General features: G+C 35.8%; 22 protein-coding genes. 8 read left to right on the forward strand and 14 right to left on the reverse strand.

What is annotated here, in order from left to right:
- Positions 1 to 114 precede the first annotated feature (114 nt).
- The gene (locus KGF86_RS19275) at positions 115 to 1,299 is read right to left on the reverse strand and encodes an N-acetylmuramoyl-L-alanine amidase family protein (RefSeq protein WP_246521365.1); all 1,185 of its coding nucleotides are present in this window, start codon (positions 1,297 to 1,299) and stop codon (positions 115 to 117) included.
- A complete protein-coding gene (locus tag KGF86_RS08440; RefSeq protein WP_186868495.1) occupies positions 1,281 to 1,550 on the reverse strand; it encodes a phage holin in 270 nt (89 codons plus the stop codon). Before KGF86_RS08440 ends, KGF86_RS19275 begins: the two co-directional genes overlap by 19 nt.
- A 266-nt stretch (positions 1,551 to 1,816) precedes the next feature.
- On the opposite strand from KGF86_RS08440, the gene KGF86_RS08445 reads away from it, so the two are divergent.
- Positions 1,817 to 2,350, forward strand: coding sequence for a YceI family protein (locus KGF86_RS08445; RefSeq protein WP_211741567.1), 534 nt, complete (start codon positions 1,817 to 1,819; stop codon positions 2,348 to 2,350).
- Between the two features lie 44 nt (positions 2,351 to 2,394).
- Here the strand turns inward: KGF86_RS08445 and KGF86_RS08450 are convergent, their stop codons facing one another.
- Together KGF86_RS08450 and KGF86_RS08455 are read right to left on the reverse strand one after the other, a co-directional pair.
- The gene (locus KGF86_RS08450; protein ID WP_343221437.1) at positions 2,395 to 3,252 is read right to left on the reverse strand and encodes a VanW family protein; all 858 of its coding nucleotides are present in this window, start codon (positions 3,250 to 3,252) and stop codon (positions 2,395 to 2,397) included.
- A gap of 211 nt (positions 3,253 to 3,463) precedes the next feature.
- Positions 3,464 to 4,675 (reverse strand): NAD(P)/FAD-dependent oxidoreductase, encoded by a 1,212-nt coding sequence (locus tag KGF86_RS08455; RefSeq protein WP_186870152.1) that lies wholly within the window; start codon positions 4,673 to 4,675, stop codon positions 3,464 to 3,466.
- 160 nt (positions 4,676 to 4,835) lie between these two features.
- Between KGF86_RS08455 and KGF86_RS08460 the strand changes: the two genes are divergently transcribed.
- Positions 4,836 to 5,279: a DUF2663 family protein gene (locus KGF86_RS08460; protein WP_186870151.1), complete on the forward strand. Its 444-nt coding sequence runs from the start codon at positions 4,836 to 4,838 to the stop codon at positions 5,277 to 5,279.
- A 96-nt stretch (positions 5,280 to 5,375) separates the two neighbouring features.
- On the opposite strand, the gene KGF86_RS08465 is transcribed toward KGF86_RS08460, so the two are convergent.
- Positions 5,376 to 6,656 (reverse strand): SpoIID/LytB domain-containing protein, encoded by a 1,281-nt coding sequence (locus tag KGF86_RS08465; protein WP_211741568.1) that lies wholly within the window; start codon positions 6,654 to 6,656, stop codon positions 5,376 to 5,378.
- 289 nt (positions 6,657 to 6,945) lie between these two features.
- Between KGF86_RS08465 and uraA the strand changes: the two genes are divergently transcribed.
- Positions 6,946 to 8,196: a uracil permease gene (gene uraA / locus KGF86_RS08470; protein WP_186870149.1), complete on the forward strand. Its 1,251-nt coding sequence runs from the start codon at positions 6,946 to 6,948 to the stop codon at positions 8,194 to 8,196.
- Positions 8,197 to 8,339: 143 nt separating this feature from the next.
- Here uraA and KGF86_RS08475 read toward each other — a convergent pair whose 3' ends face one another.
- Entirely contained in the window at positions 8,340 to 10,496 is a 2,157-nt protein-coding gene (locus KGF86_RS08475) for a type IA DNA topoisomerase (protein ID WP_211741569.1), read from the reverse strand.
- A 194-nt stretch (positions 10,497 to 10,690) separates the two neighbouring features.
- Here KGF86_RS08475 and KGF86_RS08480 point away from each other — a divergent pair, with 194 nt between their 5' ends.
- Positions 10,691 to 11,167: an SRPBCC family protein gene (locus KGF86_RS08480; protein ID WP_211741570.1), complete on the forward strand. Its 477-nt coding sequence runs from the start codon at positions 10,691 to 10,693 to the stop codon at positions 11,165 to 11,167.
- Between the two features lie 25 nt (positions 11,168 to 11,192).
- Here KGF86_RS08480 and dacB read toward each other — a convergent pair whose 3' ends face one another.
- A complete protein-coding gene (gene dacB, locus KGF86_RS08485) occupies positions 11,193 to 12,590 on the reverse strand; it encodes a D-alanyl-D-alanine carboxypeptidase/D-alanyl-D-alanine endopeptidase (RefSeq protein WP_246521367.1) in 1,398 nt (465 codons plus the stop codon).
- A 212-nt stretch (positions 12,591 to 12,802) separates the two neighbouring features.
- Here dacB and KGF86_RS08490 point away from each other — a divergent pair, with 212 nt between their 5' ends.
- Both KGF86_RS08490 and KGF86_RS08495 read left to right on the forward strand, forming a co-directional pair.
- Positions 12,803 to 14,065, forward strand: a complete 1,263-nt coding sequence (locus KGF86_RS08490; RefSeq protein WP_186870146.1) for a helix-turn-helix domain-containing protein — start codon at positions 12,803 to 12,805, stop codon at positions 14,063 to 14,065.
- Positions 14,066 to 14,081: 16 nt separating this feature from the next.
- The gene (locus KGF86_RS08495; protein ID WP_186870145.1) at positions 14,082 to 14,219 is read left to right on the forward strand and encodes a hypothetical protein; all 138 of its coding nucleotides are present in this window, start codon (positions 14,082 to 14,084) and stop codon (positions 14,217 to 14,219) included.
- 67 nt (positions 14,220 to 14,286) lie between these two features.
- Here KGF86_RS08495 and KGF86_RS08500 read toward each other — a convergent pair whose 3' ends face one another.
- The 5 genes from KGF86_RS08500 to KGF86_RS08520 all read right to left on the reverse strand — a co-directional run bounded on the left by KGF86_RS08500 (position 14,287) and on the right by KGF86_RS08520 (position 21,135).
- Positions 14,287 to 15,894 carry a YndJ family protein gene (locus KGF86_RS08500; RefSeq protein ID WP_211741571.1) on the reverse strand — a complete coding sequence of 536 codons (1,608 nt, stop codon included), beginning with the start codon at positions 15,892 to 15,894 and terminating at the stop codon, positions 14,287 to 14,289.
- Entirely contained in the window at positions 15,881 to 16,495 is a 615-nt protein-coding gene (locus KGF86_RS08505; protein WP_211741572.1) for a DUF4166 domain-containing protein, read from the reverse strand. The genes KGF86_RS08500 and KGF86_RS08505 overlap by 14 nt, the downstream gene beginning before the upstream one ends.
- A gap of 11 nt (positions 16,496 to 16,506) precedes the next feature.
- The gene (locus KGF86_RS08510; RefSeq protein ID WP_211741573.1) at positions 16,507 to 17,415 is read right to left on the reverse strand and encodes a DoxX-like family protein; all 909 of its coding nucleotides are present in this window, start codon (positions 17,413 to 17,415) and stop codon (positions 16,507 to 16,509) included.
- An 84-nt stretch (positions 17,416 to 17,499) separates the two neighbouring features.
- On the reverse strand, positions 17,500 to 19,065 hold the full coding sequence (locus KGF86_RS08515; RefSeq protein ID WP_211741574.1) for a Vga family ABC-F type ribosomal protection protein: 1,566 nt from the start codon (positions 19,063 to 19,065) through the stop codon (positions 17,500 to 17,502).
- Between the two features lie 345 nt (positions 19,066 to 19,410).
- On the reverse strand, positions 19,411 to 21,135 hold the full coding sequence (locus KGF86_RS08520) for a methyl-accepting chemotaxis protein (RefSeq protein ID WP_246521369.1): 1,725 nt from the start codon (positions 21,133 to 21,135) through the stop codon (positions 19,411 to 19,413).
- A gap of 283 nt (positions 21,136 to 21,418) precedes the next feature.
- Between KGF86_RS08520 and KGF86_RS08525 the strand changes: the two genes are divergently transcribed.
- A complete protein-coding gene (locus KGF86_RS08525) occupies positions 21,419 to 23,014 on the forward strand; it encodes an amidohydrolase (protein ID WP_211741575.1) in 1,596 nt (531 codons plus the stop codon).
- Between the two features lie 92 nt (positions 23,015 to 23,106).
- Here the strand turns inward: KGF86_RS08525 and KGF86_RS08530 are convergent, their stop codons facing one another.
- Positions 23,107 to 23,283 (reverse strand): hypothetical protein, encoded by a 177-nt coding sequence (locus tag KGF86_RS08530; RefSeq protein ID WP_211741576.1) that lies wholly within the window; start codon positions 23,281 to 23,283, stop codon positions 23,107 to 23,109.
- 226 nt (positions 23,284 to 23,509) lie between these two features.
- Positions 23,510 to 23,875 carry a YuzC family spore coat inner layer protein gene (locus KGF86_RS08535; protein ID WP_186870137.1) on the reverse strand — a complete coding sequence of 122 codons (366 nt, stop codon included), beginning with the start codon at positions 23,873 to 23,875 and terminating at the stop codon, positions 23,510 to 23,512.
- A 163-nt stretch (positions 23,876 to 24,038) separates the two neighbouring features.
- Between KGF86_RS08535 and KGF86_RS08540 the strand changes: the two genes are divergently transcribed.
- Positions 24,039 to 25,289, forward strand: coding sequence for a DNA polymerase IV (locus tag KGF86_RS08540; RefSeq protein ID WP_186870164.1), 1,251 nt, complete (start codon positions 24,039 to 24,041; stop codon positions 25,287 to 25,289).
- The last annotated feature ends 63 nt before the right edge of the window (positions 25,290 to 25,352 follow it).

The raw sequence follows: 25,352 nt of genomic DNA on the forward strand, positions 1-25,352 counted from the left end.
AGTTTACGAGGTTCTCCCCACCCCTTACCTGAACACCAATTCCAGATATATTTCCAGAGCCGATTATAATACTTCCTTTTGAGATGACTATTTCTCCTGATAAAGCATTATTTATTATCGATTGGAAATGGTGGCACCAGTATTTGGGTGTGCATAAATTTGCACTCTTCCAAAATCCCTTGTTTCAATAATATATACATGAGCTTGTGTGCTTCCTAGTATTTCATACGTTAAACCACCGAATTTCTCGGGATTTAAAAATCCAACCTCATTCCCTTTTACTGGGGATACCTCTAATGGATAGACTCGCCAGGAATTTATACTTGATGGTAAGTGCAGGTGCTTATGGGTGGAGGTATTTGTGTTATTATCTAGCTGTAAATATATTCTAGTTCGTCCGTTGGTTGGCTTTATACTGGCACCTGTACTTGGATGACCGTATATCTTTACTTTTCCAAAATCATTTGTTTCAATCGTGTAAACATGTTCTTGTGGTATATCTAAAATTTTATAGGTTAGTCCACCGAATTTTGCAGGATTTAAAAATCCTACCTCATTCCCTTTTACAGGAGCAGCATTTAATGGGTATACTCGCCAAGAATTTTCTGAAGCTGGAAGGTGAATATAATTGCCAATTCTCTCTCTTGATTTATCGGTCGTACCAGGTCCTAGTGAATTATTTTTCTCAGTAGGAGGAGAGAAAATGGGAGTAGTAACATGATCTATCTCGTCTTTAGGCTTTCTATACGTAAATCCTACATATTGACAGAAAGCCCTAACAACTGCTTCAGCATAAGCTAAATGATTATTCCGTAGTTGTTCAATATCATCTCCTGGTGAATCCGCAAATCCATATTCAATAATATTAGTAATAACTATCCCAGTCTCTCGAATGATAAAGTAATAATCTTTACTTGTGTTACCTGGCAATGTTCTCGTGAAAACACGCCGAATATTTTGCCCTTCTCTCTTTAATTCCTGTGCGATTTGCTCGGCCATTTCCTTCCCATCATAAATCGAATGAATGACCTCAGCACCATCTCCTCCCCCCGCATTTATATGATTAGAGTGACAATATTTTACTCCACTATTTCGAACAATCCTTGTTCTTTCATCAGGATCCAATGTTTTATCAATGGTTCTTGTAATCGCCACAGGTACACCCAATTCCTTATAGCGATTATATTGATATAAAGAAATTTTCAATGTTAGATCTTTTTCCTTCCAATAGCGATTAGTCCCTCCACCTGGATCGACTCCCCCATGTCCTGGGTCAATAATTAAGATCGGTTTTGCCATTTAAATTTCCTCTCCTTTGCGTTGATCAATCCTTTTTCTCGTAATACATCCCTCTGCTGTAGCCCTTTCTTTGTTATATAATTATTTTTAAACCATGTATTTAGTGCAGTAATTGTAGTAAAAAGTGAAGAAATAACAAGCTCTAATGTCTCACTATCAATTGGAAGAGGCGACTTGCCAAAAATAACAAGAAGCTGATTAATTAATGCAACAAACAATAATACAGTTCGAATTACTGTGCCTTTATCCATTCGTTCATACCTCCCTTCGTTAGCTTACTTTATTATTTTCATCTGTCCGTTAATTCGTCACGGCGATTAACGTTACTAATGTATTTCTACTTCTAAAATCGAAGGAGTTTGAAAAAAGGAGGCAAAAGGAAGATTTTTTTACATAAATTTATCTTTAATTAATAATATTTTAATTAAAGTATATTGACTTTGAATGTTTATACAGCTATAATAAGTTACGTAAAGTAAGTAATGGATTAAATATTATTATCGGAGGGGAAATAAACATGACAAAAGCAGTGTGGAATGTTGACAAAAGCCATAGTACATTAGAATTTTCAGTTAAGCACATGATGATTTCAAAAGTAAAAGGAGCTTTTACCGACTTTGAGGCCACAGTAGAAGCAGACCCTACAGATTTAACCGATGCTAAAATCGAATTTACAGTAAATTTGAATAGTATTGATACACGTAATGAAGATCGAGACAATCATCTTCGCTCCAATGATTTCTTTGATATTGAAAATCATCCTAAGATGACATTTGTTGCTACAGATATTAAGAAAAAATCGGATGATGAATATAATGTCACAGGTGACCTATCCATACGTGGTGTTACGAAGCCAGTAACCTTTGAGGTTGAAATGGAAGGAGTTCATAAGGATCCATGGGGAAATGAAGTAGCGGGATTCAGTGGATCTACAAAAATAAACCGAAAAGATTTTGATTTAGTTTGGAATGCCGCCCTAGAAACTGGTGGAGTTCTTGTAGGAGAAGAAGTTAAAATTAATATTGAGATTGAAGCACACAAACAAGCTTAATTAAATTAAGGGATTGTCTCTCCAATAATCGGAGGACAGTCCCTTTAATTAATTTTAACCTCTTCTGATGAAAAGATTCGAATTACCATTTTACCATCTATAGCTTTTGCCCGTATTAATATTGGGTGACTATACTCATTTTTAAATATAAAATCCGGCCCCCACCAACTTACGGTTGCATCTTTTCCTGGTGGAACATATGGAACCTTCCGACTATGGGAATACCTTTCTACAATTCGGATACCTTCTAGATTTACAGCATTAAATAAAGTGGACGATACTTGACAGATCCCTCCACCAATGTCTTCCGATAATTCTCCTCTAACAATTACCGGTGCACGTTTGTAACCTTTTTCTACAGTACGCTTACCAACCACCTTGTTAAATGAAAACTCTTCGCCAGGAAATACAACAGTATTATTTATTGCTTCAGCTGCTAAATAAATATTGTGTGAACGTTCTTTGTTACTTTTTCGATAATACGTTATATAATTTCCAATTTCTTTAGAACGAATATCGGATAATAATTCACTATCCACCTTTGGATAAATCTTTCGTTTCGGTACCTTCATTTCAAACGATACATCGCTATAGAAGAATTGATAAAAAAAACGAATAAATCCTTCCCGATCTAGCGTATACCCATGTTTCTCTGGAACAATAGTCCAAGAATCATCTAATGAAGCATTAATTGGAGGTACATAAACCTGTTCTTCCAAACGATCCATTAAGGCATATAATTTATCCGTATTCATAAATATGGAATCAATGTAACGATAGGTGAAATCATCACGAATAATTTTCTCTTTCACATCTATATCGGAAATAATTAGATTATTGGCTGAGATACTATCGGTAAGAACCATAATAAAGACAACCCCTAATAAAAGGACTCTTTTCACCGTGTCACCTCCTATTTCCTATTATTCGATATACTTGCTATTTCATGTATAAAAAACCACCCTACTGTCTAATAGTAAGGTGGATGCGTTTATCTAAAGTCTCGATTATCTTCCATTTTTCGACTAGTAACGATATAGCCAATCATTGTTGCAATGCCAACCACTAACCATTTTCCTATTTTTCGCATGCCACACACCTCTTTTTAAAGAATTAGAACGGACGAAATTTTCCTTTTTTCAATAATAACTTTGGTCCACCAAGTAAAAATAAATATCGATCATCCACAACTTTTTTCATTGTTGCAGCCGATTTACCATATAATTTTGTCCCATTTAGTATGGACCCAACGGCATCTGTTACACCTAAACTTGCAACGGTCCCTTTATCACTAAATACAAATTCCTCCAAAGGCTCGTGATACATTAAAGCTCTGATATTTTGAGCACAAGTTGTTGCATGCTGCATGGCAGCTTGTGCTGTAGGCGGATACGGGCGATTTTCTGCTTTATTCATTACCCAAGCACAATCTCCAAGAATAAAAATGTTATCATATCCTGGTGCACGCAAATCGCCATTTACAGTTACTTTCCCTTTCGTTAGTTCAAAGCCAGACTTATCTAAGATGGAATTTCCTTTTACACCACCAGTCCATACAATGGTTCCAGCTTTAATCAGTTCGTTATTTTCGCCTACAATAAATCCTTCTGCAGTACATTCGTTAATTTTGGTTCCTTCTATTATTTCCGCACCACGTTCTTGTAATGACTTTTTAGCATATGCTACTAAATCATGATCAAATCCCGGTAAGATAGTAGGTGCCGCTTCCACATTGATTATTTTTACTTTACCCCGATCAATGTCATATTTTTTACAAAGCTTAGGGATCTTCTCCACAAGCTCCCCTACAAATTCTATTCCAGTATACCCGCCTCCACCTACTAATATCGCAAGACTAGCTTCATCCATCGTCGGATCACTATGGTATCTTGCAAATTGATATTCAATATGCTCTCGAATTAATTGACAGGATTCAAAATTCTCAATAAAGAAGGCATGTTTGTCCATCCCATTTATGCCAAATGTGTTAGATTCATATCCTAATGCGACAACTAAATAGTCATAGGTTAGTTCACTATTTTCCATCAGGACTCTTTGATTGCCCTTATCTATTTCCACTACCGTATCATAAATTAACCGAACTCGATTTGGACTAATAATATCACGAATCATGATACGCACTTGATTAGGATTGATGGTACCCGCTGCCAGTTCATGCAGCCAAGTGGTTTGATAATGATAATTATGTTTATTAACTAATACAATCTCTGCTTCTTCAGGAGATAAATTCTTTAGTAACTTCTTTGTTGTCATCATTCCCGCATATCCTGCACCTAGGACTACAATTCTTGGTTTCGCTTGCATATGTATTCACCCTTTTCTTTAATTTAGCTATGTTCTATCCAATAAGACATACATAGTATTATGTATAAAGTGCCAATTATATCCATAGCTTTACTAACTTCATAAAAGATGGTTATTTTTTGTTAGACTAGCATATATATGGGATAGGGGGGATAGGTACATGCCACTTGAAACATTTCATGATCTTTCTGCTGATACCATAAATTTGCTTAAAGAAGCGATTAAGAAGAAGAAAAAGAAGAATCGTTATGAAACATTACGAAACACCTCTCTTATAGGTGCTCTTATACTTTTATTGTTCCTATTTATGATGCTCTACCTTTCAGACTTTACCTATGTCGCTGATCCTTTTAGAACATTTGCTAGTATTCTCTCCAATCCATTTTACTTATTCATGATTGGATTACTATCGATATCATTGGCTTATTATAACTTCTATCAAAAAAAGTTAAAAAAAGAGAAAGAAAAATTAAATAAAGTACGTTCTGAAGTAATTGATCACCTGAACGATTCTAAAAACTTAAACCTACAAGATAAATGTGCTGCTATTAAAGAAATGATGAAAAGAGAATATGATATTAATCTTTATGTCAAAAATAAATAATCGATTATGTTAACATTGTTAAAATACTTAAATTAGCTATGTTAATACACTACTAATATATTTTTATATTTCCATTAATCATTCAACTAACCAGACTCAAGAACCGATTTTCAATTCCGCTGAAGAAATATCCAAAATGGTCGTTCCCGGGTAATAGAACTCGATAATTTCTCGATACGTTTTTCCTTGTTCTCCCATGAAATGAGCCCCCCATTGGCTCATTCCAACACCATGGCCAAATCCTCTACCTTTCATTGTATAGGCGGACTTATGTTGCTCAAGGGAATCAATCAAATAGCTCTTAAACACAGTTCCTCCTATCATAGGACGAATTTGATTAAGATTAACATCTTTTAAACTCATCTGTTCAAACAAGATTAATCCTTCAAGCAATTGCCGCATGAAGATTACACTAATCGATCCAGTAACGCTTCTACCAGAAGCAAGTTTATCACCATTTAGTTCAAACTGATCAATCTCTAGGATTTTTATCTTACCAGGATAACCATTACGGTTTAGCCAGCTTTTGAGGGAATTAGAAATTTCTGCATCTTTTTCAACCGTTGTATCCCACCATGCTGGATTCGAAAAATCGATTGCGTCATAAGCAATTTGCGTTTTGTGTATTGTAAACTCCCATGGATGGGTAGGATCGTATGGATCATCCTTAATTGGAAAATAGCGCATAGAATCGCCACCCCATACGTTAGCATTGTTTTCTGTTTTCCCACCATTACTAGCAGAATAAAACGTTTCGATTAATCGATTATCATAAGTAACAACTTCTCCCTCGGTCTCTTCAACAGCCTGTGTTGTACTCGTATCCCATTCGTAGCCACCATATACTTGATAACGAATTGTATCGTCAATTACTTGTTCCATTTTCGAAACAGCATAGGTTCTAGCAGCTAAGGTTTGCGCCTTTAGCGTTTCAAGTCCCCAAGATGAAAATACTTCAAACGGGACAACCCCTTTTAAGTAATCTTCTAATGGTAATTGATTAACTGGACGTATATTCTTTTTATCCTCAATTAAAAACTCCATTGCACCAAGATACGGTCTATCATTAATATATACAATATGATCCATATCATAGGTCTGTGGAACGAGGATAAATCCCCCTCCTATCTTTTGCTCTTTTTCCCCTTTTTGTTTTAAAAATAACTCCCCCTTCCTAGACTGTAGTGTATAGTTCACCCCTTCTTGTAGTTTTAATGTAGGATCTAACGTAAAAAAGTCCCCTTCTACTTTAATGATTAGTTCATCAGTATTCCCTATATAGTTTACAAGCTTCACCGTCACCATATGTTCCGCACTAATTTTAACAGGAACAATTAAACAAAATACAATTATGAATAAAAAGGTAAAGTGTCTCATATGGATATTTTTTCAACTAGGAGAAGAAATATACATATGAAAAATAGATTGACTATCCGTACATTATTGTGTAATATCTAGTTAAGTTCATACGGTTACCTTTAATTCAGTCCTGTGAGACTGGCAAGGTGTAAAGACAGTTTAGCTGTCTTTCATAATAGTAGAAATGGTATACCCATTTCTATATTCTTATGCATAAAAGCACCTTAGCCTAATCCGGCCAAGGTGCTTTTCTTTTTATCTCTTACCTGGTAACTGTAGAGCTAATGAAACAAGGGAGAGATTCTATATGGCAAAATTCGATGAAATTCAAGTTGATCAACGGCTACCTTTCTTTCAAAGTCTACCGTTAAGCTTTCAGCATTTATTCGCTATGTTTGGATCGACTGTATTAGTACCAATCCTTTTCGAGGTTAATCCTGCTACTATTCTACTAATGAATGGTATAGGAACATTGTTATACATTTTTATCACAAAAGGAAAAATTCCAGCATATTTAGGTTCGAGCTTTGCATTTTTAGCTCCTGTCGGGATTGTAATTAGCCAATTCGGTTATGGGTATGCACTTGGTGGGTTCTTAGCTGTTGGAATCATCCTAACCTTAGTAGGTTTACTTGTAAAGGTCGCAGGTACCAAATGGATTGATGTTTTATTTCCACCAGCAGCTATGGGAGCAATAGTATCCGTTATTGGACTAGAATTAGTACCAGTTGCAGCAGCAGATGCTGGATTAATTGGGGAGAACCTAAATCCGACAACAATTATTGTTTCTTTATTAACTTTAGGAATTACAGTAATTGGTTGGGTAACTTTCCGAGGTTTCTTTAAGATTATTCCGATACTAATTGGATTTATAGCTGGATACATTATTGCTTTCTTCTTTGGATTGGTTGATCTAGAACCAGTAAAAAACGCTCCTTGGATTGCGATGCCAGAGTTTTATACGATGCAATTTGATTGGTCTGCCATATTAATTATTATACCTGCAGCGCTTGTATTAATTCCGGAACATATTGGGCATTTATTCGTAACATCTAATATTGTTCAGAAAGATTTAGCTAAAAATCCTGGTCTGGATCGCTCATTCATCGGAAATGGTGTATCTACGATTTTATCCAGTTTTGTAGGCTCTACTCCAAACACAACATACGGGGAAAACATTGGTGTACTAGCAATTACTAGAGTGTATTCAACTTGGATAATTGGCGGAGCAGCAGTAATTGCTATCTTACTTTCCTTTGTAGGAAAATTAGCTGCACTTATCTCCTCTATTCCAGGGGCTGTTCTTGGTGGAATTTCTCTACTATTATTCGGTATTATTGCCGCAAGTGGGATTCGAATGTTAGTAGAAGCAAAAGTAGATTATAGTAAATCCCAAAACTTAATTCTAACTTGTGTAATTTTAGTTATCGGTATTAGTGGTGCCACGATTCAAATCGGTCAAGTCGGACTTTCCGGAATGGGATTGGCTACTATAGTTGGAATTCTATTAAGCATACTATTTAAGTTATTTGACATGCTAAAATTATCTAATGAATAAGAGATACGTAAGAGGTAGAAATACTTCCTCATAATAAAATAAAGAGGCTAGGACTTAAGTAAAAATGTTATAAGGAAGAATCCGAACCAGTATAGGTGGTTCAAATTCTTCCTTATTATTAGCCCTTATGTCCTCAACACTTTTTACTTTTCAAACTCCATTTTCCAAGCGTAATAATCTTCGTCTGGATTTTTTTCATAGCTCAAATAAGCATTAAATTTCTTCCCCTTTTTACTCGTTAATCCTTTAACATAAGCTTTTTTATTCTTTAGGATATTTTTTACCATTGTCTTGGTAGGTTTTTTTCTTAATGCCTGTAAGTATTTATCGTTTTTCCATATGACAAACTTACATCCTTTTTTCCAATTACTACACCCAAAGCCTTTCCTACCTTCGATAATGTTGCCGCCGCAATTCGGGCAAATTCCAAGTATATCATGACTAGGTTTAGCTGCATTGCTTTTCACCTCATGAATGGTGACTTCTTGATCTGCCTTAATTATTTCAACTGATTCTGTCGTAAATTTATAAATCGTTTCAAGGAAAGCTTTTTTAGGAACAATGCCCTTTTGAATGTCAGAAAGTGTCTTTTCTAGTCTTCCCGTAAATTCAAGGTCAAACAATGACTTTACTGGTAGCGTTTCTACCAATTTCCTCCCAAGATCTGTACTGATAAGATTTTTACCTTGTGTGGAAATATAGCCTACATCTTTTAGTTTTTTTATCGTTTCTGCTCTTGTAGCAGGGGTACCTATGCTAAAACCGGTTAAAATACTACCAACTATTTCTTCGTCGTCCTCATCATAACCTTTACCACAAGTTTCCATCACACGTAGAAGCGTTTTTTCTGTATGAGGCTTAGGTGGTTTCGTAACATGAGTTGTCAAATCGGATTCAGCTACCTCCACCCATTCACCTTTCTCAACAAATGGTAGCAGCTTATCTTTCGAATTAATGTTCTCTACCTTTTTCCAGCCCTCTTCAAGCTGAACTTTCCCTTTAGATTCAAAGATCCCGTTTAACTCGACATCCTTAATCTTCGTAATTAACCTCGTTTCTTCGTACACTGCAATAGGCATAAACTGCATAATAAAACGATTCTTAATAGCAGTATATATAATTTGTTCATCTGCTGTTAACCGCTTTGGTTTCATATATGTCGGAATTATCGCGCTATGGCTTTCCACCTTGGCATTATTAAACACCCGTTTTGTTTTCATAAATTTAATTTCATCTTTATAAGGCAGCTCTTCTGCTAGTGTACTGAGAACTCTAGCAGTTTTACCGACTAAACTTTCCTCTAATGCTGTACTAGATGTTCTCGGATACGTAATAAATTTCTTCTCATACAAGGACTGAGCAACTTTTAATACTTTATCTGAAGTCCATCCCTTATATTTACTCGTAATATATCCTTGCAAGTTAGACAGATTAAATAGAAAAGGTGGAAATTCTTTTTTCTTTTCTACCTTTTTGTGAGTAATAACCGCTTCTTTTTGTTGGATTTGTTGATTTACAATTTCAAGTGCTTCCTTTTGCTTAAACTTCTCTCCTGATTCCTCTACATATGTACCCTCGTACATTTCATTATTATTCGTTTTAAATGTTGCTACTAATTTAAAATAATCTTCAGGGACAAAGTTCTCTATTTCTTTATCACGATCATAAATAATCTTTAAGGTAGGTAGTAAGACACGACCTATATTAAGTGCCTTTCCTCTTCCTTTTTGATATTTCAGCGTTGCAACAGAGGTTAAGTTAATTCCAATCAACCAATCTGCCCATTGTCTACTAACTCCTGCATCTTGTAGAGGACGTAATTCATCATTTGGTTGTAGTGATTCAAGGCCACTTAAGACCTCATCCTTCGTCCATTCATTTAGTAATAATCGGGATACAGGCTTATTTAATCGAGCTCGGTAAATAATACTATCTCCAATCAATTGCCCTTCTCGATCAAAATCACATGCGGATATAATTTCCACTACATCTGTTCTTTTCATCAATTGATGAATGATAGCTAATTGCTTCTTTGCCCCTTGATCTGCCCATTGTCTATTTTTTGGATTGCTCTTTATTTTGTACTCAAACTTAGTCGGGATAAACGGGAAATGTTCCATTTTCCATCTAGCCATTTTACTGTCATAGTCTTTGGCATCATAGAGCTGTAATAAATGACCAAAAGCCCAAGTAATAATATAATCATTACCTTCATAGTAGCCGTCTCTTTTACCTTTAATCCCTAGAGCATCGGCTATATTCTTTGCTACGGAGGGTTTTTCTGCGAGAATTAATTTCAAACTTACACCTACTTTCAGTATTGAAGCATATGGGAAGGGAATCTAATAAATATTAGGAGGATAAAAGATGGGTGAATCTATTATACTAATAAATAGAGGAAATGTTAACAGAGAAAATAGAATATCGAACACTCACTTTTTTGCAAATAAAGGGTATACTTGTAGAAAATAGTTTAAGGAAAGGAGTAATTAATATGTTAGCTACTATTGAGAAACAATCCAATGAATTATTGGTAACATTTCAGCGCCACTTAAAACAATCAAAGATGGATGTATGGGAAATGCTTACCAACAATGAACGGTTAGCTCTTTGGTTTGATGAGTTACGAGTTATTAAGCTGGGAAAAGGTGGATATTTGCACTTTGATTTGGGGAATGGAACATTTCAACGAATAGATATAATCGACTTCGAGGAGTATGAGATACTAGAATTTACTTGGGATGATAATTTCGTTCGGTTTGAACTGTTAGAAGAGCCTAATGGGTGTAATTTAGTACTAATTGAAAGAATTACAGAAATTACAGAGCATACTGCGAAAGACATTGCTGGATGGCATGTATGTTTAAATGTTATCCAATCAATCTTAGACAATGAACGAATTAATGCTCGAAAAGAACAATGGGAATATTGGTATGAAAAGTACACTAAAGCTCTAAATTCCTACTTATAAATGGAAGTAAAGAAAAGCAAAACAATCAAGAAGAGCGAATTGTTTTGCTTTTTTCCGTGATAATAAATTCTACTAAACGGTCAATAATTTGTGGCCCATCTTCTTCATCAAGAAGATTATTCAGCATAATAGAGAAAATCAATTCTTCCCCTTCACGAGTCGTCAAATAGCCTGATAGGGTACTGACCCCCATAATTGTTCCTGTTTTTGCAACAACTGGTAACCCATACATTCTATCATGTAATGTCCCACCTATCATTCGGTCACCATCACCTGCAACCGGCAGAGATCGGTAGAAACTAGTAAACCAGTTTGTACCCTGTATGCGGAATAACAAATCAGTTATGACATTGGCCGGGATTAACGTAACGTGTGAAATTCCAGATCCATCTCGAATTACTAGTTTACTTGTATCTATTCCTATATCAACTAAATAGTTATTTAACACTTCTAAACCACTTTCCCAACTGCCCTCTCCTCTTTTTACCTTTCCTAATTCCTTAATGATAATCTCACCATGCCCGTTATTACTAAGCTTCATAAAAGGTATAGCTAATTCGCTTAAGCGAATAGAATTCCTAACAAAAAGTAGCCTAGCGTCTTTCGATGTCTCACCCCGTGTTAACAGTCCAGTATAACTTATCCCTACCTGTTTCAATGAGCGGGAAAAGATTTCTAAAGCATACTCTGAAGGTTCCCAAACGGAGACCCATTTATTTATGGTTGCAGAATATTTAGGGATAGTCCCTTCCAATACAACTTTATTATTCCCGTGTTCACGTGTAACCGTAATATCAGCCTCTTCCTCACTGCCAATCTCTACGGTAACTACCTTGTTTATTATAGTTATGTATTTCGTGTATGGATTCAATACAATCTCTGGTCTATCTCCTTCATTATCCCCTGGTATTATCGTCAGCATTACCGTACCTGAATCATAATCCTCATTTGGTGAAACAGTTAGGGCTGATACTTGGGCACCATAGTATTGATGTTCATCATTCCAATTTAGATCCTGAGATAATCGAACTCCATCATACCATGTATCGTCACCAATGATATTGCCGTTTATTTCTTTAATCCCATATCCTGGTAATACCTTAGCTAATTTATCAAAATCAGCTTGTAACAAAGTTGGATCCCCTTTACCTTTAATATACAAATTACCCTCTAATCTCCCTCCAACCATTTCACCGTCCACCCATAATTCGGTTGGAAAAACATAGTTCTCACCTAACACCTCTAATCCTGCTGCACAAGTAAATAGTTTCATATTCGATGCTGGGTGCAATCGAGTATTACCCATATGCTCATATAATAATTGTCCAGTTTCTCTCGAACGAATACTGACCCCTACTAACGCTCCCTCTAGTTTTGGTTCAAGTTTTATTAATTCTTCCAATCTAGTCCATTTCATGTCCATTTCTCTACCCCTTTTATCATTTTCATTAAGACTTCTTATTTAAATTCAATTCACTCTACCTATATTTAAATAGCAAAATTTAGGAAAAGTTTCCTAAAAAACTGCGAAACTAACTCGTTTTTTATATATTTTCATATTTTGTTGAATATTGTCACTATTATATAGTATTTTATCTCTTTTTTGATTATAATGAAAGCCGTGGAGGTGAAAAAATGGGAATTAATTTGGGAAAGTCAATTAAAATCAATCGATTACGAGCAAATATGACACAAGCAGATTTAGCGAATGGAATCATTTCTGTATCCTATTTATCTAAAATAGAGAATGGTACGGCTGAGCCAACAAATGAAATAATGCAGCTATTAGGAGAAAAACTGAATCTTTATCAGGCCGATTTAGAGGACCAAATTACAAATCAAACTATTATTAGATGGTTTCTATATTTACTCCGCTCTCATAAAGAAGAAGCGATCAGACTATATGATCAAATCAACTTTGCTTTACCTAATGGAATCGATAAACAACTGCTTTCATTAATAGATATCCATAAGCTCAGCTATTATGTTCTAGTTAATAATTTGGAAGCAGCAGGACAACTTCTCATCTCCCTTCATAAAAGCTCCAAGAAATTCAATGACATAGAAAAATACTATTATTATAAATATGCAGGAAACTACTACTATAAGCAGCTTGCTTATAAAAAATCTCTTGCATTCTATCAAAAAGCCGAAAACCAGCTTAATCCTGAGCTGTTCCATCAAGATGAAGAAACCCATAATCTATATTACTTAATTGCCCTAGCTGCTAGTAAAAATAGGCAGACCCATTTATGTTTACTGTATTCCAAGAAAGCATTGAAATATTACCAGAATAATTATGAATTAAAAGAATGTGCAGAATGTCATATTTTATTGGGGATATCTTACCGAAGAATTAATGATATTGAGCAATCAAAAGCGAATTACAATCAAGCTATTAAACTTGCTAAAAGGTTTGAAAATAACGAGACATTAATACTTTGTTATCAAAACTTAGGTAAATTGTTTTCATCTATTGAAAAATCAAATGAAGCAATTAAGTATTATAAAAAAAGTTATGAGTTGAGAAAAAATGCAGCGATTCATAGAAAGCTTACTCCTATTTCTAGTTTAATGAAGGAATATTATAAAACTGGCGACTTAGAAAACACCAAGAAATGGCTAGAAATTGGGACTAATTTATCTAACGAAATTAACCCCTATGACTCTATTCATGTTTATGAGTTTAAAGTTTACCATTATTTAATTAATGGGTTTAATGATTCATTTGAGTCTTTAACAATAGATCACATCATACCTTTCTTCAGTGAAAAACAAATGCATTTTGAAGCTTCAACTTATATAAAACTTTTAGCAGACTATTACTTTGAAAATAGAAAGTATAAATTATCTGCAACTTATTATAAAAAGTTAGTTAACATTCATGATTTATCTTGAAAGGAGGTGACTAAGAATGAAAAAAGTTTTATTCTTTGCTTTAATTTCAGTAGCAATACTATATACTAGTATCTCAACGAGCAGCTTAGTTTCTTACAAAATTTATGATTTAGCAAATAACGAAGAACCATATCCAGGTTGGACAAAGGATTAAACATCACCAAAAAAGATGTGTATATTTCCTTGCCTTTAAAGAGATAAAATTTGGAAGGATATACTCTCTATACTAGATTTCCTTTTTTCTTTATATCATACTTAATTCTTAGGAAAGGCAAGGAAAATATCCACATTTGATGTAAAGCTTGCAAGCACCCATTATCTAACTGTTTCATGTCAAATTGCTCTTCTAAAGGTAACTTCATATTGCTCTTTCCAATGGTCAAGTAGATACCAGCATCTGAGTACTTAGACAACCTTTTACTTGTTAAACAAAGCCCACTCCCCTGCTGTTGGAGAGCCAAAATCCCTGTCATAGTAGTTCTTGGTAATGGTAACGCTATATTCATATATCGCACACCTGATGTTTCATGCTCCGAGTACAAAGCAACAAAAACGGTTTCATTATTTATCTTACGAATCCACGCTCGAACATTCTCTCGACCATCCTTCGAATCCTCTACATCGATAATTCGTCCAGTCATTTCTATTTGCTTTTTACTTAATGGTAAGTTAATTTGTTTCATGAGCCGACTTATCAACTTATATATAGCTGCAAACGGTAGGAACCATCTACTCCATTTTACTTCAGCATACAGTTCATAGTCATTGGTATTTTCATAGAAATCTTGTATATTATTGGCCATACTATCACTTTCCACTGTAAAAAACTTTTCCATCCTGTCTACCAATCCGTTATGAACATAGTCGCCTCTTTTATCTTCTAAGATTTTTTCACCGATAATACATTTTCCTTTAATTTGACTTACCGGGAATAACGTTTTCGTTACTCTTGAATTTGGTATATCTATTGACCAGCCGATTAACCCAATAAAAGCAAAAAGTACCGCGTTGATTAGCCCATGGGATTCTATCATACGATCAATCCCAAGGGAATATAGACCAGTTAAATTCCCAAATGCATAGATAAATGAAAACAAAATGGATATGCCCAATGATCCAAAGGAAAGATTAATCAATACTCGTTGGATATTGCTGCTAATGGGAGCTTTTATACTAAAGTAAATACTAATATAGATGCCAACAATGTATAAAATAACCGATAATACTTCTATGAAAACCGAAAAGGTTATTCCAAATGCAACTATCCAAGGAGAGATAATAATCATCATCCCGGCCAAAATAAACAACCTATTCCTATTAATCATTCTACCAAGTAACCCCAGGAAAACAGGGAACAAAAATGCCGAATAATGAAAGTGAATACTCGTTAACCAAGTAATCATTGGCGAAAATCCCACATCCAGCTTTACTTGATACGCAAAAAACCAAGCACCACCGATAGCTAAATAGATAAACCCTATATCAATTAAAAATTCCTCAAAGTAAATAAATCCTCTACTTACAAAGCGCATTATCCCGCCAATAGCAAGTAAGCAAGTAAATAATAGATAAATAGTAGAAAGCAGAAAAATAAGGATTTGATTATGAACAAAGTATAATAAGAAGACGGCAATAGAAGACATAAGAACTGAATATGGTAGAAATCTACCAAACACTTTATTAAAATCCTCGCGAAGCAAGTACAGTATCGACGGTACAAAAATTAGTTGCGCTACCGTTAATAAAGTTAAATACCAGCCTGAACTTTGTGATAACAGGATTATCAATAATAATAGTATATTTATAAGTAACAGATCACGTATCCTCATCTTCCTTAAACACTCCCTCATAGGAGAAAACTCGTCCTATAATTGGATTTTTCACTTTAACATCAATTGTATACAATGCCTTTTCATCACAATATCCTTCCCGTACAGTAGCTTTCCCTTGTAGCATTTTTGGCAACTGAATTTCTAGTTTCCCCATTATTAGCCGTTGTTTGTTGGATTGAATTAATAATCCACCATCAGCTTCGACATGAAATATCAGGTCCGAATACAACCTTGGTGGTTCTCCTAAATAGTCATTAATAATAGGTAGTTTAGAGTCTAATTTCATCAAGGCATTAAAGTACCGATAGTGATTTTCAAATTGAAATATTCTTTCCCAATGAATTTGTTCTTCTCCATTTGTTCCTATCCTTGGCGAGTTTTTTATTAAAAACGGTATATTTTCTCCTGATTCCGGGATAAGAAGCTTCCATCTTACACCGAATCGAAAAAGTGGATAAAGCCATTTAGGACCCCCTTTTACCGTTTTCATTATCCCTTCCCCCCGAAAAACTCGTTTCCCCATCGATAGATAACGATATTGCAGCATGGGATGTAATTTTTCAAATTGATCTTCTAGCACTTTTTCATATATAGACATCCTAACTTCCCCTAACGTTTTCGTTTACAATTTCGTGCAGTTGGAACATCCTTACTAATTACTATCCCAATAATGGATAAAACAAATAAAGCTAGATTAAATGTTAATGGGTTAAAGGGTTGAACTAAATATTCCACATTCGAAACGATCGCAGCTAGCATCAATACGGGAAAAAGAATAGCTTGAATGTAGAATAACCTTCTCTTATAAGGATAGAAAATCCATATGATGCCTATAAGAACTTCTATAACACCTACAGTTAATACGATTAACTCCCCCTGCTTCATGGTTAAAGGAAGTGTATTCGTTACCATCATCATTTCCTCTGGATGCATAGCAACTAGCTTCGGGACAATTCCATGGTATAACCAAATAAACATAAAAAAGATAGATAGCATGACATGACTAAAGAAACGTATAAATTGTGAAGCAGGAGTCTCTTCTTTCTCCATCCATCGTTTTAACACATCAAAACTAAGTGCTGTCGCCCAGCCCATTAAAGGACGAAAAAGAAAGTGATCGATAAACCTACCAACTTTTCCAAAACTAGGTTCATAGTTATATTGCGTTAAAAATTGTAAAGATTGATTTTGCTGATTTGGTATGTACTTCCAATAACCTCTCCCCTCTTTTATTATCGATATTTTCTGATTGGTGCCAAAATGAAGCGAAGAGGTCCGAGAACCATCCTCTGCATGAAAGCTTCCAACACTTTTTCCCCAGCCTTGCACAGAAATTCCAAAGCCTATATTCGTCTTGTATAAGAACTCCTGTGGTTTTCCTTCTTCTTTTGGCATATATGTAATTTCAGAGAACCGTAAATCCCATTGCTGATGTAATCCTGGATCCTGTGTCGCTTTCCAGACCTTATCCATTCCCGCCTCGATAGTTGTCTCTACATATATCGGCTTACTCCTCACGTCTACCTCCCCCTTTTAAGTCCTTCTTTTGGTTCAGTTTACCATAAAGAAAGAGTTGTAGGAAAACTCCCTACAACTCCCTCTCTATTTGCTCAGTCTTTTCTTTTCGTTTAATAGCTCTTGAAATTCCCTTTCTAATTCTGGATCAGGATTAATACTTAGCCTACTTAAGACATCTGTTAGCTTCGTTTCAATAATCATCAAATCTTGTTCCTTTTCATCCAATGTCTTCGGTTGATAATTGATATACGAATTGTAATTCCCCTCGAATAACTTCATTTCTTGATTTTCAATCGCTATAATTTTATCCGCAACTTTTTCAATAAATCGCCTATCGTGGGATACAAAGATGATGGTACCTCTATATTCCCTTAATAAAGATTCCAATGCCTCTACAGCTGTAATATCTAAGAAATTAGTTGGTTCGTCTAGAACTATTGTATTTATATCACTTAGAAAAATTTTGGCAAAGGCAACCTTTACTCGCTCTCCTCCACTTAAAACTTTTACTTGCTTATAAACATCATCTCGAAAGAAATGTAATCTCGCCAAAACTGTTCGAATGAGCGTTTCATCCTGTGATGAGGTGGTCGTAATGTTTTTTAAAATCGTTTCTTCCACATTTAGGATATCTAAGTTTTGACTAAAGTAACCCACTCTTACCGATGGAGATATTTCTATTCCATTTTCCTTGGATAGTAATTTTTTGATGAATGTTGTTTTACCAACACCATTACTTCCTATAACCGCTACTTTATCACCTGCATGAAGTTGAAAGGATGTTTGGCTCCATAGTAACCTATTTCCTACCTTTCCTTCCAATTCCTCTACACGAACAATGGCCTTCTTTCCAAGCATTTCCTCATGAATAATATCCATATTTAATGGCGGATCCTCTTTTACTTTTTCTACCTTTTCAAGCTTTTCTATTCGCGTTTTAATGGCATTAGCAGTTTTCTCTAGCTTCTTCTGTTTTTTAGCATAATATGGACTACTTCCCATTTGATTTGCATCTGAATCGTTTTTCTTTTTAGGATTTTTCGTAGCACGGGCTGCTTTTTTCTTTTTTAATTCTAAGGCAGACTCCAGTTGTCTCTTCCTTGTTATATATTGTATATACTCTTCTTGTTGTTGTTGGATTTTTAGCTCTTTTTGCTCACGATAGGCTGTATAATTCCCGGGGTAGACCGTAACTTTACAGTGCTCAACCTCCCAAATCGTCGTACAAAGAGCATCTAAGAAAGCCCTATCGTGTGAAACAATCACAATTGCCCCTGTCCACCGTTTCAATTGATGCTCTAATTTTTCAATATGCTCTTTATCTAAGTTAGTAGTTGGTTCATCTGCGAATAATATTTGTGGTTTCTTTGCGATTGCCTTATTAATATATTGCTGCGTTATCTCTCCACCACTCTTCGTTGTATTGGTATGCTTCAATTGTGGTAATAATTCCAAGCTTGCTTCCGATTGAATAGTACCCTGATAGTCTAACTCGCGACCTGTCAAAATATTGACTAAGGATGTTTTACCACTGCCATTCTTTCCGACTACACCAATACAGTCACCATGTTGTATTTGCAGATGTTGAACATTTAAAAATTCTTTCCCATTCACTTCATAAATAATATCCTGAGCTTCTAATAACAGCATGTTTTCACCTCTTTTTTAACTAAAAAAAGCCCCCAATTCACAATTGAATAGGAAGCTTTTCAGGCTAAAAACCATGCTAAATAAACGATTATTACCGTTATCCGTGTTTACTAAAGCAGAGCTAATCCTATTCAATGCGTGAATAAATTGCATGCTAAAAAGTGGGCTTTTTCCCAATCTTTTAAACGTACAACTATCCAATTCACGATTTTTAAAATAGGATTAATTTAACATCTGCCCAAGTAACACCCTTTCCGCTTTTCTTACTAATACTATAAATGAATGCTTTTTTCCTGTCAATGGAGAAAAAGATGACCCGTTTGTTATGGATCACCTTTTTCTAGTCTAAACTTTAAATTGTCCTACAAGTGTGTTTAGTTCTTCCGCTAATTTAGCTAAATCCTCTGAGCTTTTTGCCATTTCTTCCATTGAACTGCTCGTTTGTTGCGAAGAAGCAGACGTTTGTTCAATACCAGCGGCTGATTCCTCAGATATAGCTGCAATTTCTTCTATTGAAGTATTCATTTCATGTGTTGTATCAGATATTTCATTCAGGTTTTGTTTAACAACTTTAATGCTTTCTACCATTTCTACTATTGCCTGATTAATATCATCAAAGGTTTCTTTTGTAAAGATAACTTGTTTTGTTCCTTGTTGTACTTCTTCATATCCGCTCTCTAATGACTCGGTTACGGAACGTGTTTCCAACTGAACCTTTTTCACAATGTCAGTAATATCCGTTACTGATGTGGATACTTGTTCAGATAATCTTCTTACTTCGTCTGCTACTACTGCAAATCCTTTTCCATGCTCGCCTGCTCGCGCCGCTTCTATTGCTGCATTAAGTGCTAGTAGATTGGTTTGATCGGCGATATCACGGATGACAGAAACGAGCTGACTAATCGTCTTCGAACTATCATCTAATCCACGTACTTTTGTAACAGCTACCTTCATGATATTGTCGATACGATTCATTTGCTCACCTGAAGCCTGCATCAACTCATTACCTTGGTTAGCTAAATCTAACACAAATTCAGAAGAATTCTCTATCTTAGTTCCATTCTCGTTAGCTTCTTGAACTCTTCGTGAGAATTGCTGCATCGTATAGGTTAAATTACTTGCACCATCTGCCTGTTTTTCCGAACCTGCAGCCAATTCTTGCATTGTTGTGGCTACTTGTTCTGATCCAGCTCTTACTTCGCTCGCTGACAGCTTCAGCTCCTTGCTTTGCGTAGTGACCGAATTGGAAACAAGGGAAACTTGTCTTATCACTTCTTTTAAATAGGCGCTCATTCTCCCAATAGAAGATGCTAGTTGTCCTATTTCATCCCTACCATCATAATCAACTTCTGGTACGGTTAAGTCTCCTTCTGCTATTTGATTACTCACTTCAACAACTTTTTTGAGATTGCGGGAAATAGCTTGACTAATGAATACAATCAACAGAACTCCAATAACAATCGTCACCGCTAAGATAATTAATTGGGTTACGAATGTTTTCTTTTGGCTTTCCATTGCACTACTAATCGCTTGTTGTCGATCCGCATCTAACATACTGACTAATTCATCTAATAAGCTGACCGTCTCATCTCTGATTTCATTTGTCTGACTAAGGAATGATTCTGCCACATCCATATTTCCATTCTGAATTGCTGAAACAATATAATTGGTAAACATACGGTACATTTCTTGATTCATGGAAGTGACTTCTTGATAAATCTCTTCTTGTTCTTTTGACTTTAAATTAACGCGAACTTTGCTTGCAAATTGATTATACATTACTTGGTTCTCTTTAAACGATTCTACCAAATCAGGATTTTGTTCTTGATAATAAGAAACGATATAAATGCTCATATTGCGTGTTAATGATCCCATTTCGGAAATGCTCATCGCTAAATCACTTTTTGCTTCTAATTCTTCTATATTTTTTCCTATCCCAATAATAGAGTTTGAAACAAGAGCCGAAGAACCGATAAACAGTAATATAACAATAGCTAGTGTCAAGCCATACTTCCAACCAATTCTTATATCACGGTGTCTTATTCTTCTCAGTCGAAGTTTCTTTAGCATTTCTTTTCCTCCCATATTTTATAGATCAATTAGTAAACAACTCTTCTTTCAAAATCGTTAACTAGTTATGTATAAAATACTATCCCCTACTTTTTATAATAAGCTATGATTCGACAATTTACAACAATTCTCAAATATGGCTATTTACATAAAAATAGCCACTATTTCAATGGTTTAACATAATTGACTTCCGATATAGCAGTTAGTATGATGTTCTTAATATTTATATTGTTCAAACTTGGCATTTTCTATATACTTATCAGTCATTTTTAGGGGGACGATTATGAGAAAAATATTTATTAATGGGAACTTTTATACATTAGATCCAATTAAACCTGTTGTACAAGCCGTAGTTGTAGAGAACGGAAGATTTATTGCTATGGGATCTGAAGCAGACATATTACTTCAATGGAACAATCATACGTGTGAAGTTATTGACCTTGCTGGGAAGACGGTAACACCGGGGTTAGTGGATAGTCATCTCCATTTGTCACTTATCGCTGAACAATTTATGCACTTAGACCTTACTGGTATTACCTCTAAAACAGAAATGTTGGAAAAAATTCAAGAGAAGGCTAACACGTTAAGACCTAATGAATGGTTACTTGGTGGTGGTTGGGATGAAAATCTATTTATGGATGGATCCATTCCTACCCTTGAAGAGCTGGATTATGTTGCTCCCCATAACCCACTCTTTTTAACTAGAATTTGTACACATGCAGCTGTCGCTAATAGTAAAGCTTTTGAATTAAGTAACTATCACCCTCATATGTCTATACCAGAAGGTGGTAGTATTGTCTTAGACGAATCCTCTCGAAAACCGACTGGATTAATCCTTGAATCCGCTTCGGAAATATTTAAGCAGCACATCCCGCAAAAATCATACGCGGAACTAATCCAGGCGATGAGGAAGGCTATTCAATTTGCTATTCAAAAAGGATTAACTAGTGTTCATACAAATGACCCACTCTTTCTCGGTGGCTTACAGCAAACATATACAATTTATGATACCTTATTAAATCAAGAGGGGCTTGGACTTCGGACGAACCTTTTAATTAATCATGAATTTCTTGATGATTTGAAGACCTCTGGTATGTATACTGGTTATGGAAATGAAACACTGCAAATTGGTGCAGTTAAAATATTTGCTGATGGGGCCTTCGGACGAAGAACAGCACTACTATCTGAACCCTACCATGATGCTCCAGGTCATTATGGAGAGGCAATGCTTGACCAAGAAGCTCTAACAGATATTGTTAGGAGGTCGCGTGAATTATCGATGCCTATTGCCGTACATACGATTGGTGATCAAGCATTAGTAAATGTTCTAGATGTCTTAGATCAATTTCCTACCGTTAGTCATCGCGACAGACTTATTCACGTACAAGTACTAAATCAAGAATTAATTAATCGTTTAATACATCCAAGCCGCATTGCTGATATTCAGCCTAGATTTGTAGCTAGTGACTTTCCTTGGGTTATAGAAAGACTTGGTACGAGCCGTTCCGAAACATCCTATGCATGGAAGACATTGATGGATTATGGTGTTATTTGTGCTGGTGGGTCAGACTCTCCAGTTGAACCAGTTGACCCATTACTCGGTATTCACGCTGCCGTTACGCGAAAATTACCAGGTGAAACGCATGATGGATGGAATCCTAAAGAAAAGCTATCTATGATTGATGGCTTTCGGTTATTTACCGAATTTACAGCTTATGCAACAAGTGAGGAAATATTAAAAGGAACTATTTCTAGAGGAAAACTTGCGGACATGACTGTTCTTTCTAATAATCCGTTCGAAATGGAAAATCCTGATGAATTATTAAAAACAGAAATTGAAATGACGATTATTGGTGGAGAAATCAAATACGAAAAATAACTTCGGTTTTAATAGATGAGGCTAATGACATAACAAAAGGTTTAACCACAGACCTAAACGTATCATCACTAGCTAGGAAATATACAGAACCTCTAGACGGTCCAGATGCTTAGAGGACATTGTGGGGAAGTTTCAAACAAATGTCTGTCGCGCGAGTTCTTCTTATTGCCGCGCGATTTTCCTTCTAGGTCGCGTGAGGTTTCACCTTTCTCGCGCGAAACTTGCTTCAGCCGCGCGGGCACTTCTTTTTCGCGCGACTTTTTCTCCATTTCGCGCGGGCATCCTTGTTTTTCGCGCGAGATTCCTTCTCTCGCGCGAGTTCTTCTTATTGTCGCGCGATTTTTCTTCCACGGTCGCGCGAATTCTTTCTATTGCGCGCGATTTTCCTTCTAGGTCGCGCGAGGTTGCATCGTACTTGTATGCTTTGAAAGCAAATATATTTCCTGTGCAGGGATATGCATGGGCTGCATCTGTCTCCGGCCTCATTTATTAATTTTATTCATTCCATCTCAATGCTACGGTTAATCTACAGCACTTTGTATCATTAACCCTGGATACAAAATCTAATCGCAAACCGTCTGGATTCACTTGAATATCTACATCCGCTGTTATTCCAATACTTTGGATTAACCGCCTAACTTCCTCTACATTGGATTCTTGCGCGGCAGTCATAACCTGCTCATCAAACTCCTTTGATGATGCAAAGCGATCCAAAACCATACTTACTTCTTTCATTAATTTTTTTGTTTCATTTGCAGAATCATATAATAAACCAGGGTCCACTTCAGGAAACTGGCGATAATAATTCCTAAATAGATAAGAATGTGGTAGATAATAATAAACTGGATACCAATAATACAAGCTCTCCCCTCCTCAATTCCCATATAACACTATATGCTTAAGAAGAAAATAAGGAAATTGTCTAGCCCCATGTTTGGATTATGAATTTTTTTCCATTGATAATCTATTTCCAGCACCATATAATAAGAACAAACGTTCCTATTGGTGGTGAAATGTAATGCAAATAGATTATTCTACTTTTCCACGTCACAATGTACTATGTATTGATATGCGATCATTCTATGCTAGTGTGGAAGCTGTTAAATTAAAGCTTGACCCAATGACCACAATGCTTGCTGTTGTTGGGGATCCAAATAGATCCGGAAGTATTGTACTTGCCGCTTCACCTGCTCTCAAAGCAAAATACGGAATTAGCAATGTGAGTCGTTTCTTTGAATTACCGAATGACCCTGCTATTCATATTGTTCCAGCACATATGGCTGATTATCTTCAAGTTTCGGTGGAAATCACTAGGCTAATTAACCAATACGCTCCAAAGGAGGCCATCCATCAATACTCTGTCGATGAGGTATGGGTAACACTTGATGGATTAGAGAAGCTATTTGGGAATCCATGGGAGATTGCCAATCAAATTAAACAAGACATTCTCGATAGTTTTGGCATTACGTGTTCCATTGGAATTGGCGATAATAAATTTTTAGCAAAGGTTGTCATGGATTTACACGCTAAAAAAGTTGGCATAGTAGAATGCCGGTATGAGGATGTAGAGGAAAAGCTTTGGCCACATCCTGTGGAAAAAATATGGGGAATTGGGAGTAGAATGAAGCGCAATCTCAATCGTATGGGGATTGTCACCCTTGGACAGCTTGCAAAATTTGACTTGAATCGTATTAAAAAGCGGTTTGGTGTAATGGGAGAACAGCTTTATTGGCATGCGTGGGGGATTGATTTAAGTCCAGTATTTGGGGATTTTGTTAAGCACGAGCAAAAAGGCTTTGGTCACGGGATTGCTCTTTTACGAGATTATACGAAGGATGAAGTTGCGGTTTGTATTTTAGATCTTTGTGAAGAGGTTTGTCGTAGAACCAGAACGGCTGGAAAAGTCGGTAAAACTATTCATCTTGGAATAGCCTATTCCAAGGAAACCGGCGGTGGTTTCTCACGCTCTAAGTCTATCCCCATTCCGACTAATATCACGATGGATATGTACCATATTTGTATGCTGCTTTTCAAGGAATTTTATGACGGTCATAGTACAATTCGCCATGTTTATGTCACGTTAGATAACTTATATGATAAAGCCGAAACACAACTAGATTTATTTGAGAATCGCTCCAAAAAAAATGATATTGGCTATGTCATGGATGCTATTCGTGAAAAATATGGTACAACTGCCATCCTCCGAGCTAGTAGCTTTACCGATGCTGGAGTTACATTAGACCGTAGTAAAAAAATTGGTGGCCATTACGCTTAACAGGAAAACTAACGCATTTGCTCTTTCCCAATCAAATGCGTTAGTTTTTTTCTTATGCCTGAC

This window comes from Ornithinibacillus massiliensis (assembly GCF_018310345.1).
GTDB classification, from domain to species: domain Bacteria; phylum Bacillota; class Bacilli; order Bacillales; family Amphibacillaceae; genus Ornithinibacillus; species Ornithinibacillus massiliensis.

Coding starts and splice junctions, on each gene's coding strand:
- KGF86_RS08530 (WP_211741576.1), bottom strand. CDS start 23,283: ATGGAGAAAAAGTCGCGCGAAAAAGAAGTGCCCGCGCGGCTGAAGCAA.
- KGF86_RS08520 (WP_246521369.1), bottom strand. CDS start 21,135: ATGCTAAAGAAACTTCGACTGAGAAGAATAAGACACCGTGATATAAGA.
- KGF86_RS08465 (WP_211741568.1), bottom strand. CDS start 6,656: ATGAGACACTTTACCTTTTTATTCATAATTGTATTTTGTTTAATTGTT.
- KGF86_RS08460 (WP_186870151.1), top strand. CDS start 4,836: ATGCCACTTGAAACATTTCATGATCTTTCTGCTGATACCATAAATTTG.
- KGF86_RS19275 (WP_246521365.1), bottom strand. CDS start 1,299: ATGGCAAAACCGATCTTAATTATTGACCCAGGACATGGGGGAGTCGAT.
- KGF86_RS08505 (WP_211741572.1), bottom strand. CDS start 16,495: ATGTCTATATATGAAAAAGTGCTAGAAGATCAATTTGAAAAATTACAT.
- KGF86_RS08525 (WP_211741575.1), top strand. CDS start 21,419: ATGAGAAAAATATTTATTAATGGGAACTTTTATACATTAGATCCAATT.
- KGF86_RS08445 (WP_211741567.1), top strand. CDS start 1,817: ATGACAAAAGCAGTGTGGAATGTTGACAAAAGCCATAGTACATTAGAA.
- KGF86_RS08515 (WP_211741574.1), bottom strand. CDS start 19,065: ATGCTGTTATTAGAAGCTCAGGATATTATTTATGAAGTGAATGGGAAA.
- KGF86_RS08495 (WP_186870145.1), top strand. CDS start 14,082: ATGAAAAAAGTTTTATTCTTTGCTTTAATTTCAGTAGCAATACTATAT.
- KGF86_RS08480 (WP_211741570.1), top strand. CDS start 10,691: ATGTTAGCTACTATTGAGAAACAATCCAATGAATTATTGGTAACATTT.
- KGF86_RS08500 (WP_211741571.1), bottom strand. CDS start 15,894: ATGAGGATACGTGATCTGTTACTTATAAATATACTATTATTATTGATA.
- KGF86_RS08455 (WP_186870152.1), bottom strand. CDS start 4,675: ATGCAAGCGAAACCAAGAATTGTAGTCCTAGGTGCAGGATATGCGGGA.
- KGF86_RS08490 (WP_186870146.1), top strand. CDS start 12,803: ATGGGAATTAATTTGGGAAAGTCAATTAAAATCAATCGATTACGAGCA.
- uraA (WP_186870149.1), top strand. CDS start 6,946: ATGGCAAAATTCGATGAAATTCAAGTTGATCAACGGCTACCTTTCTTT.
- KGF86_RS08440 (WP_186868495.1), bottom strand. CDS start 1,550: ATGGATAAAGGCACAGTAATTCGAACTGTATTATTGTTTGTTGCATTA.
- dacB (WP_246521367.1), bottom strand. CDS start 12,590: ATGGACATGAAATGGACTAGATTGGAAGAATTAATAAAACTTGAACCA.